General features: G+C 65.8%; 5 protein-coding genes. All 5 read right to left on the bottom strand.

Annotation, left to right across the window (positions count from 1 at the left end):
* Nucleotides 1-163: 163 nt before the first annotated feature.
* The 5 genes from trxA to tsaE all read right to left on the bottom strand — a co-directional run bounded on the left by trxA (nucleotide 164) and on the right by tsaE (nucleotide 9,457).
* Nucleotides 164-487: a thioredoxin gene (gene trxA, locus C8K44_RS23970; protein WP_109578289.1), complete on the bottom strand. Its 324-nt coding sequence runs from the start codon at nucleotides 485-487 to the stop codon at nucleotides 164-166.
* A gap of 75 nt (nucleotides 488-562) precedes the next feature.
* The gene (gene addA, locus C8K44_RS23965) at nucleotides 563-4,099 is read right to left on the bottom strand and encodes a double-strand break repair helicase AddA (RefSeq protein ID WP_109578288.1); all 3,537 of its coding nucleotides are present in this window, start codon (nucleotides 4,097-4,099) and stop codon (nucleotides 563-565) included.
* Nucleotides 4,096-7,218 carry a double-strand break repair protein AddB gene (gene addB, locus C8K44_RS23960; protein ID WP_109578287.1) on the bottom strand — a complete coding sequence of 1,041 codons (3,123 nt, stop codon included), beginning with the start codon at nucleotides 7,216-7,218 and terminating at the stop codon, nucleotides 4,096-4,098. Before addB ends, addA begins: the two co-directional genes overlap by 4 nt.
* The gene (locus C8K44_RS23955) at nucleotides 7,215-7,919 is read right to left on the bottom strand and encodes a nucleotidyltransferase family protein (protein WP_109578286.1); all 705 of its coding nucleotides are present in this window, start codon (nucleotides 7,917-7,919) and stop codon (nucleotides 7,215-7,217) included. Before C8K44_RS23955 ends, addB begins: the two co-directional genes overlap by 4 nt.
* A gap of 26 nt (nucleotides 7,920-7,945) precedes the next feature.
* A complete protein-coding gene (tsaE, locus tag C8K44_RS23950; RefSeq protein WP_109578285.1) occupies nucleotides 7,946-9,457 on the bottom strand; it encodes a tRNA (adenosine(37)-N6)-threonylcarbamoyltransferase complex ATPase subunit type 1 TsaE in 1,512 nt (503 codons plus the stop codon).
* Nucleotides 9,458-9,463 lie beyond the last annotated feature (6 nt).

Raw genomic sequence — 9,463 nt, 5'->3', positions numbered from 1 at the left:
CGATCAGCACGCGCCGAGAGATCGACAACAACTACCGCAACCAAAACAATCAGCATGTGCCTCGCAAGCACAGGGCGGAAAGCTGTGCTTGACAGGTGCCGCCCCAAAAGAGAAGCCCGGTCTCAACCGGGCTTTTTCACATTCGGGAACTGCGCAGCAAGTATCAGGCGACGTTGCCGTTGATCCAGCTCGACAGCGCGGTCTTGGGGGCGGCGCCAACCTTGATGTCGGCGACTTCGCCATCCTTGAAGATCATCAGCGTCGGAATCGAGCGGACGCCGAACTGGGCGGCGATCTCGGGGTTCTCGTCGATGTTGACCTTGGTGATCTTGACCTTGCCGGCGAGCTCGTTGGAAATCTCTTCGAGCGACGGGCCGATCATCTTGCAGGGGCCGCACCATTCAGCCCAGAAATCGACGACGACGGGCTCCTTGGCCTCGAGCACGCCGGACTTGAAATTGCTGTTGTCGATCTTGACGGTGGCCATAATGCCGATCCTCTTGCGGTTAGCTGTCGCGCCATATGTGGTAGTGGGCGGACCCGTGGTCAAGCAGTTCTTGTGTCACGCCTCGGCGAGTCGAACAAGCGCCGCGTCCATCGCCTCGGCCGGAACAGCGATCAGCCGTGGCGCCTCCGTGAACAGAAGTGCCGCCGAAACCGGCTTGCCTGGATATAGCGGCTTGAGCAAAGCGCGATAAAGCGCAAGCTGCACGACATAGGCGTCCGGCACTTCCTCCATCGTGGCCGGTGGAGGGCGGTTGGTCTTGTAGTCGACGATCAAAACCTCGTTATCGGCGATCGCCAGCCTGTCGATCTTGCCCGAAACAGAGCGCGGTTTGCCGCGCACATCGAGGCTGCCCATGATCGACACCTCGGCCCGCGACGTCGGCGAAAAAAGTGGCGCAAAGCGCGGGTCGTCGAGAATGGCCAGCACCGAGGCAATGGCGCCGATGCGTTCCTTTTCCGGCCAGTCCTGGCCGACGCGGGAGAGGTATCGCTCGGCGGCTGCCGCACGGTCCTCAGCGTCAAGACGCGGCAACATCTGCAGCAGGCGATGCAAGGCCGAGCCACGCGCGATGGCAAAGCCCGGCTCGCCATCGGCATCGAGCACCGGCGAACGTCCTGAAATCAGCGTTTCCCGCGTTTCATCGATCAGAGCCGATGCGCCCGACGGCGACAGCGGCCGCGGCAGGTCCTCGAAAGGCGGCGGCGCGGCAAAGAGGCTTTGCGGCAACGGCTCGACGGGCGACCTTTCGCCAGCCTCCGGTTCCGCTGCCACAAGCGGCGTCTTGGGCAAGGGGGTGACGCGGAAGCGATGTACCACCTTGTCGGTGATGACAGGATGGCCACGCTCCTCGCTCTCGGGCGCCACAGACAGCGCGCGGCTGACGATCGAATGCCAGGTGTTCAGGCCCGGCTGGCGCTTGCCGTGATAACCGCAGACGATCAGCCGGTCTTCGGCGCGCGTCATGCCGACATAGAGCAGCCGTCGGTACTCGTCGTCGGCGAGGTCCTTGGCCAAGGCGCTTGCGCCTTTCGAAAAGGCGTTGGCGACATCGGAACCGGCACGCCAGAGATAGCCCTTGCCCTGCCAGTGTTTTCCACGCGGCACAAACGGCATCAGGCGCGGCAGATGCTGGTCGCTGAACGGAGCCGAGCCGCTGTCGACCAGAAACACCACCGGCGCCTCCAGGCCCTTGGCGGCGTGCACGGTCATGATGCGGACCTCGTCGCGCGTCTGGTCCATCTCGCGCTTGATCTCGGGACCGGCGTTTTCCAGCGTCGACAGGAAGGATTCGAGGCCCGGAAGGCCAGTCCGCTCCTCCGCCAGGCAGAAATTGAGGAACTCGTCGAGGATGTCGCCAGCCTCCTGGCCAAGGCGCGAAATCATCTTCTTGCGCACGCCATCAAGGTCGCGGCCGCCTGACAACACGCCGGAATAGAACTCGAAGATCGGCCGGAATGCGGCTTCCGTCGCCCAGGCTTCCAACTGGTCGGCAACCGCCTTGAACCCTGCGTCGGTTTCCGCCTGGTCGCGCAGCGAGGCGATCAGCGACCGTCCGGTACCGCGATTGGCCGAAAGGACAAACAGCGCGTCCTCCGACAGGCCGAAGATCGGACTGCGCAGCACGGCGGCCAGCGACAGGTCGTCTTCGGGCTGGATCAGGAAACGTCCAAGCGCGATCAGGTCCTTGACCGCTATGTGCCCAGGCAGGCTCAGCCGGTCGGCACCGGCAACGGGGATGTCGCGGCGCTTCAGCGCGCGTGACAGCGCATGCACGAAGCGGTCGCGCTTGCGCACCAGAACCATGACGTCGCCGGCGCGCAGGCGCTTGCCGGTGCCTTCGATGATTTCGCGCTCGTCGAGCCATTTTCGGATGGTGGCAGCGACCTGTTCGGCGACGACCACGGCCGGGGCATGGGTGTGGTCGATGGGCTTGCGCCAGTCGTCGGGCTCGTCGACGGCATCGGCGCCGACCGAGGGCCAGACCTCGGCATAACCGGGAGCACCGGCTCGGATCGCCTTGTGGCTCGGCGGCTCGGGCGCGCGGGTGACGCCACGACGGACGCTGGTATCTTCAAAGACTCGGTCGACAGCCGAGAGCACGTCGTCGGTCGAACGGAACGACCATGTCAGCGTGACGTCCTCGAAACGAGCATCGGCATCGCGAATGCGGGCGGCGAATTCATGCTTGGAATTGTCGAAGGATTCGGGTGCGGCACCCTGGAACGAATAGATGGACTGCTTTTCGTCGCCGACGGCAAAGATAGTGCGGTGGACGTTGTCGCGGGCGCTGAAGCCCGAGAAGAACTCTGCGGCAAGACGCTTCACCACGTCCCATTGATCCGGGCTCGTGTCTTGCGCTTCGTCGAGCAGGATGTGGTCGATGCCCTTGTCGAGCTTGTATTGCACCCATGGCCCGGCGTCGGGCCGCGCCAGCAAGTTGACGGTGCGGGTGATGAGATCGTTGAAGTCGAGCAAGCCGCGCCCTGTCTTCAGCCGCTGGTAACGGGCAATCAGCCAATCGGCGATGGTCAGCGCTGCCTGTGTCGCTTCCAGCATGCGGAAATGGGCCAGCCGGTCGGCAGCGTCGATGATGGCGGTTGCCGTCGCCGCATAGCGCTCCGCCAGATCGGGCAGCCGGTCGAGCAGCGCCTTCTTGAAGGCGCTGGAGGGATTGTAGGGGTCGCCGTCGGCCTTGAGGAAGGCATCGCGCAGGAGCGAAAGCCGGCGGACGGGGTCGGCTTCGGCATAAGCGAGGCGAGCATAGGGCAGGATGTTGTTGAGCACGCTGCGCGCGTCGGTTGCTTCGGCAGCGGCAGCGAAAGTATTGAAGAATGCCGGCTCGAACCCCGGCAGTGGCCAGATCGAAGCGGCGATGGCTTCAGCACTGTCGTCGGGCGAAAACCCGAACTCTTCGTAGAGCGCACCGAACGGCCAGCTGAAATCCTGGACCTGGGCGATGAAGGCGCGCAGGCCGTCGCGCTTGCGCACGATCTCGGCAAGCAGCGCGTCGAGCCCGGCTTCGCCGCCGCGCTCCAGCACCTTGGCGAAGGCCTCGGCGAGCTCCGGATTGCGCTCGCCGGCACCGGTGACCATGTCACGGCGCGCGGTGGCGAACAGGGTCGCCTCCATTTGCGCGTCGAGCATCTCGAAATGGGCGGCAATGTTGGCCTCGAGCGGAAACTGGTGCAGCACCGACTCGCAGAAGGCGTGGATGGTCTGGATCTTGAGGCCACCAGGTGTTTCCAGCGCCTCGGCAAACAGCCGCCTTGCACGGCGCAGCTTGGCCGCGTCAGGACGAGCGCCATCGAGAGCCGCTATGCGCTCGGCCAGATCGGCGTCGGGCAGCATGGTCCATTCGGACAGGTTGGCAAAGACGCGGTTCGACATGTTGGCGGCGGCGGCACGCGTATAGGTCAGGCACAGGATCTTCGAGGGGTCGGTGCCGCGCAGCAGAAGCCGCATCACACGTTGCGACAGCACGTGCGTCTTGCCCGAGCCGGCATTGGCCGACACCCAGACCGAGTTGCCCGGATCGGAGGCGCGCGCCTGACGGTCCGCGGTCTCCTGGGGCACGAAGAACTTCTTCTTCATTCCTCGCCCTCCGCACCGCCGTCACCGCCGGCCGACCATTCGAGCACGCGGGCGAGATGGTCGTAGTCGCCGTCCGTCTCGCCTTCGCGGAAGGGCAGGGCACGGGAGAGATAACCGGTGGTTGGATCGTTGTAGTGCAGCAAGAGCTGCTCCAGCCGGGTCCATGCCTCTTCGGACAGCTCGATGGCCGATTTCGGCTTTCGGTTGTGTTCGAGGATCGATTCCTCGAACACCTCACCGTTGGGCTTCAGCCTGACGAAGGCCAATTGCGAGGGCTCGCGCTGGCCAAGCTCGCGGAAGGCACCGCGCCGGAGCAGGGCGCCTTCGAGCGCCAGCTGCGGCGAGACCAGCGTATGCGCCTGTGCCTTGGACGGCGACGAACCCGTCTTGTAGTCGAGGATATCGGCCATGCCACCGGCGAGAACGTCGATGCGGTCGGCGCGGCCCGACAGGGTTATGCCGGTGAGGCCGACCTCGACGGCGGAGGCGCCTTCTTCGGCGTGGCGGCTGGCTACGGCCTCGGCGCGGCTGCGTTCCCACACAAGGATGTTGACCGCCAGCCGCTCGAAGCGCGGCCACCAGACGGCCTCGACATCCGCGGGAAGGGCAGCTTCGGCAAAGCAGTGGCGGCCAGCGGCGATAAGGGCCTCGAACGCATTGGGCGCGCGCGGATCGACGATGGTCGAGGAAAACAGATGCAGGATATCGTGGAAGAGCGTGCCGCGCTCGGCGGCACCCGGGTCGCGCACCAGCGGGTCGATCGCCGACAGGCCAAGGATACGCCTGGCATAAACGGCGTAGGGGTCGCGGCGAAGTGTTTCGATCTCGGTGATGCTGAAGCGGCGCGGCCTGACGGCCACCGGCGGCTTGGGGTCGGGCCGGGCGGCGAAATCGGTCTTTTGGCCAGCATCGAGCGCACGCGCCCAATGCAGCAGCTTTTCACCGCGCTTGCGCAATATCGCGGCATGGTCGGGGCCGGTGTAGGTCAACAGCCGCTGCAGCCAGCGTGATGGCACCGCAGGCGCATCGCCCGAACGCGCCGAGCGAGACAGCACGACGTTTTTCGCACCCATCGCCATCTGGAAATCATGGGCGGCGAGGCCGATGCGGCGCTCTGGCGGCTCTAGGTCGATGCCTGATTTCATGACGCGCGACATGAAGCGGTCGGCCTCGGCCTTGCGCGGCCAGCTGCCCTCGTTGAGCCCGCCGATGACCAGCGTGTCGACGGTCTGCAAACGGGCTTCGAGCGCACCCCAGATCGCGATGGCGCGGTCGGCACCTTGCGCCGGCTTGACCGCCTCGGGCGCCACCAGCGCGTCCATGACGTCGGGCCATTCGTCGGCGGCGAAGGTGAATGACGCTTGCGCCGCGACCAGCGAGCGAAGTGCTTCCGCGAGCTTGGCGCCGGCGTCGCCGTCACAGAGCGTACCAAGGCCGCCAAGCTCATCGCGGCCGAGATTTTCGAGCGCTTCGACCGTTGCCTTGACGATCGCCGCGAGTTCGACCGACGCATCGCCTCGGAAGGCAAACAGCGGCGCGAGGCCAGTGACGAGCCTTGTGGCGATGTCGCGGGCCTCTTCGATGCGGCGCACGGTGATGCGATCGAACCAGAACGGCTTTCGCGATCCACCGGCGACATCGGTCATCCTGCCGTCGAAGGCTTCGGCCAGCCCGGCAATGTCAGGCCGACCAACGCCGCCGCGCAGGACGACGAGCTCCAGCGTCTCGGCGGCGCGCCGAACCGCCGCCCGCTGCAGGCCAAGCCGCAGCAGAGGGTGCTTGAGCAGCGACAGCACCGCGACCGGGTCGCCGGGGCGGAAGGCGGCATCGAGCATCGTACGCAACAGCGCGGCGGGCGGCGTATTGGCAAGCGGCATGCCGCCGGAATCGTCGGCCTGAATGCCGAAGCGCCGCAGTTCGGACGCGACACGGCGCGCCAGATTGCGGTCGCCGGTGACCAGAGCTGCGCGATGGCCCGGCTCGGCGACGGCCTGGCGAAGTGCAATGGCAATGGCGGCCGCCTCGTCGCGTTCATGCGCCGCTTCGAGCAAGGTGACGCCTGCAAGAGCATCCGCGATCTCGGCATCATCGACGGCGCCGCGCTTGTCGGCCCAGGCGTCGGTGGTTTCGGCCGGCCGCAGTGCCTCGCCGACAATGGACGCCCGCCGCACCATCGCTTGGGACGGTATGGCGAGGTCCTCGACGTCGTGGCGAAGAATGCCGATCTTGCCGAGCAGCTTGGCCAAGCCATATTGCGGATGGCCGAGCACCGACGCCCTGGCGCCTTCGGTGATGGTCTCATAGGCACGCTGGTCGAGTGTGGCGTCCAGCCCGGGCAGCACAACCGCCCCGCGCGGCAGGCGCGCAATCGCGGCGAGCAGCTCGGCTGTGGCCGGGATAGAGCCGGTGGAACCGGCGGCGATGACCGGCCCGGCGGGCGGGTTGCGCTTCAGCCTTTCGGCCTCAAGGCGGATCAACGCGCTGCGGTGCGCAGCAGGGTTGGATTGGCCGCGCTCCTTCAGCATCTCCGGCCAGGCTCTGGTGACGATAGAGAGGAAGTCGAGCGTGACCTGCCACCAGCCGGACAATTCGCCTGTAACCAGCCCGGCGAGCCGCGACCAGTCGGAGCCTTCGGTTTCGATCTCGTCCATCAGCCCGGCAAGATCGCGCGCCAGCCAGATGGCGTCAGCGGCGGATGCCGGAACGACAATCTCTTCTTCGAACAGCGCCGCGACATGAGCCGGCAGTCGACGCTTCCAGGCGCGCACCAAAGGCGCAAGCAACAGCAGGCGGTCGGTGGACGAGACAGGCGGGGCAAGGTCGAGCGCGCCGCTGCCCTCGGCCTCGAACGCCGCCTCGTCCTCGTCGAACTCGCCCAGCGGCTTGATGACCGGCAGGATGGCCGAACCACCGCCGGCGGCATCGACAAAGACACCGCGCAGAGCACGCGCGGCGCGGCGCGTCGGCACATAGATGGTGACATCGGCGAGCGAGAGCGGATCGCCGGCGTAGCGGAAATCAGGGATCAGCCGGCCATCGAGCAGCGCCTGCGCCAACGTCGGCAGGAAAGGAATGCCTGGCGGGATCGAATAAACGCGTGGCGACGCACGGCCGCTCATTGGGCCTCCGCCAATGCCCTTTTCACCGCGGCTTCCGCCTGCGGGATGGCGTCGGGCGTGCCGACCGTGATCCAGCTGCCTTGCATATGCATGCCGAACAGGCGGCCGGCTGATATGGCCTCGTCGAAATAGCGATTGAGAGAATGCGGCGCCTCAGAAGCGTTGGCGAAGAGGCGCGGATGGACGATCGCCGCACCGGCATAGATCAGGCCTTCGGGTGCGCCCTTGGCACGGCGCAACGTTCCGTCCGACGCGACGAGGAAGTCGGTGCCACCAGAGTGTCCGGTCGCCTGTTCTAGGTCCGCGAGCATCAGGAGAATATCCATGCGGCCGGCATCCCAGGCAAGGGCGAGGCGGGTCAGGTTCGGCGTGCCGTGGTCGATCCAGAAGGTGTCGGCGTTGACGATGTAGAACGGTGCCGTGCCAAGCCGGGGCAATGCCCTGACGATGCCGCCGGCGGAATCGAGAAGCCCGTCGCGCTCGTCGGAGATTTCGATGCGCGGCGCGTGGCGCGAAGCGACATGCTCAACTATCTGGTCGGGCAGATAGTGGACGTTGACTACGGCACGTTCGACGCCAGCTTCGGCGATGCTGTCGAGCCCCCAGTCTAGCAGGGTCTTGCCTGATATCCGCACCAGCGGCTTTGGAATCGTGTCCGTAATCGGCCGCATGCGCTTGCCGAGACCGGCAGCGAGAACCATGGCGACGGACGGAATTTTCGCTCCACTCACGTGTCGAATTCCTCGAGCAGGCGGTTTTTCCGGTAGAAATCGCACAGTTCGGCGAGCGCCGGATGGGAAAGGGCGCGGCCGAGATAGTCGCGGATGCGCGGCAAGTGCTTCAGATATTGCGGCTTGCCATCGCGCCGGTCGAGGCGGACGAAGATGCCGAGTATCTTCGAATTGCGCTGCGCCGCCATGATGGCATAAGCTTCTCGGAAGGCCGCCTCGTCGAAGTTGCCAGCGGCATGGCGGGCGGCGACATAGGCATCGATGGTGCTGTGTTCGAGATCTTCGGCAACGGTTACCCGCGCGTCCATGGCGAGCGAGGCGACGTCATAGGCAACCGGGCCAATCAGCGCATCCTGGAAATCGATGATGCCGAGCCGGTCGTGGCCCTTGCGGTCGCCGCGCCAGATGATGTTGGGCGAATGGTAGTCGCGCAGGACCAGCCCGTATTGCTTGTCCGCGAGGCGATCGAAAACAGAGTTCCAGGCGGCACGGTAGCCTTCGCGCAGCGCTTCGGACGCCGGCGCGCCTGTGACAGCCGGCACATACCAGTCGACCAGCAGCTCGACCTCGATCATCAAGGCGTCGCGATCGAAAGGCGGCACGTCGTGGAAGACGGCGGGGGCAGCCTCCATGTGATCGGGAAAATGTTTCCCGTGAATCATTGCCAGCACTTCGGCGGCGGCAGCATAGCGCTCGGCGATGGGATTGCCATCCGGGTCGAGGAAGGCACCATTGCCGAGGTGTTCGAGGAGCAAAAAGCCCCGGTCGAGATCCTGGGCAACGATGCCGGGCACCGAGACACCGCCTGCGGCGAGCGCCCGGTCAATGCCAACGAAAGCTGTCACCGACTGCGCCGTGTGGGCGATTTCGGCGTAGGGCTTGCCATCGCGCACCGGTGGCCCGAGCACCAGCCGTGGCGAGTTCATCAGCACCAGCGGATCGCTGCCGTCGCGTGCGACCGTTTCGTAAGCTCGGGCCGAGGCGTCGCCCATGAAACGGGCGCGGCGAGCCTCGCCCCAGCCGGAGGCGACGAGAAATGCACGCGTGGCAAGCGAGCGGGCAACACGATCGAAGGCGGTACCTGTGCCCGATATCGTCACTCTGCGGCCATCGCCCTGATGGTCGAGCGCCACGCGCAGGCTGGTCGCGGGCATGGCGTCCGCCGCGCGCTCGGGCCATTCGACCAGCGCCACGCCAGAGGAGATTGCTTCATCAAAACCGAGTTCTTCAAGCTCGTCGGCCGAAGACAGTCGATACAGATCGAAATGATGGACAGGCAGCGGCGTGTCGTAGCTCTGCACCAGCGTGAAGGTCGGGCTCGGCACCTCGTGCATCGGGTCGTCGGCCAGCGCGCGGATCAGGCCACGCGCCAATGTCGTCTTGCCCGCCCCCAGATCGCCGTCGAGCAGAAGCACGTCGCCGGCTTTGAGCGCCAGCGCCAGGTCCTCGCCCAGCCGCGTGGTCGCGACATCGTCGGGGAGGAAAAGCTCCAGCGATCTGGCCGTCATCAAAGG

The sequence above is a fragment of the Aminobacter sp. AP02 genome (assembly GCF_003148805.1).
Taxonomy (GTDB): domain Bacteria; phylum Pseudomonadota; class Alphaproteobacteria; order Rhizobiales; family Rhizobiaceae; genus Aminobacter.
Note: the sequence above shows the minus strand (reverse complement) of the source record. Positions and strands in the feature narration are given on the sequence as shown.

Coding starts and splice junctions, on each gene's coding strand:
- trxA (WP_109578289.1), bottom strand. CDS start 487: ATGGCCACCGTCAAGATCGACAACAGCAATTTCAAGTCCGGCGTGCTC.
- addA (WP_109578288.1), bottom strand. CDS start 4,099: ATGAAGAAGAAGTTCTTCGTGCCCCAGGAGACCGCGGACCGTCAGGCG.
- addB (WP_109578287.1), bottom strand. CDS start 7,218: ATGAGCGGCCGTGCGTCGCCACGCGTTTATTCGATCCCGCCAGGCATT.
- C8K44_RS23955 (WP_109578286.1), bottom strand. CDS start 7,919: ATGGTTCTCGCTGCCGGTCTCGGCAAGCGCATGCGGCCGATTACGGAC.
- tsaE (WP_109578285.1), bottom strand. CDS start 9,457: ATGACGGCCAGATCGCTGGAGCTTTTCCTCCCCGACGATGTCGCGACC.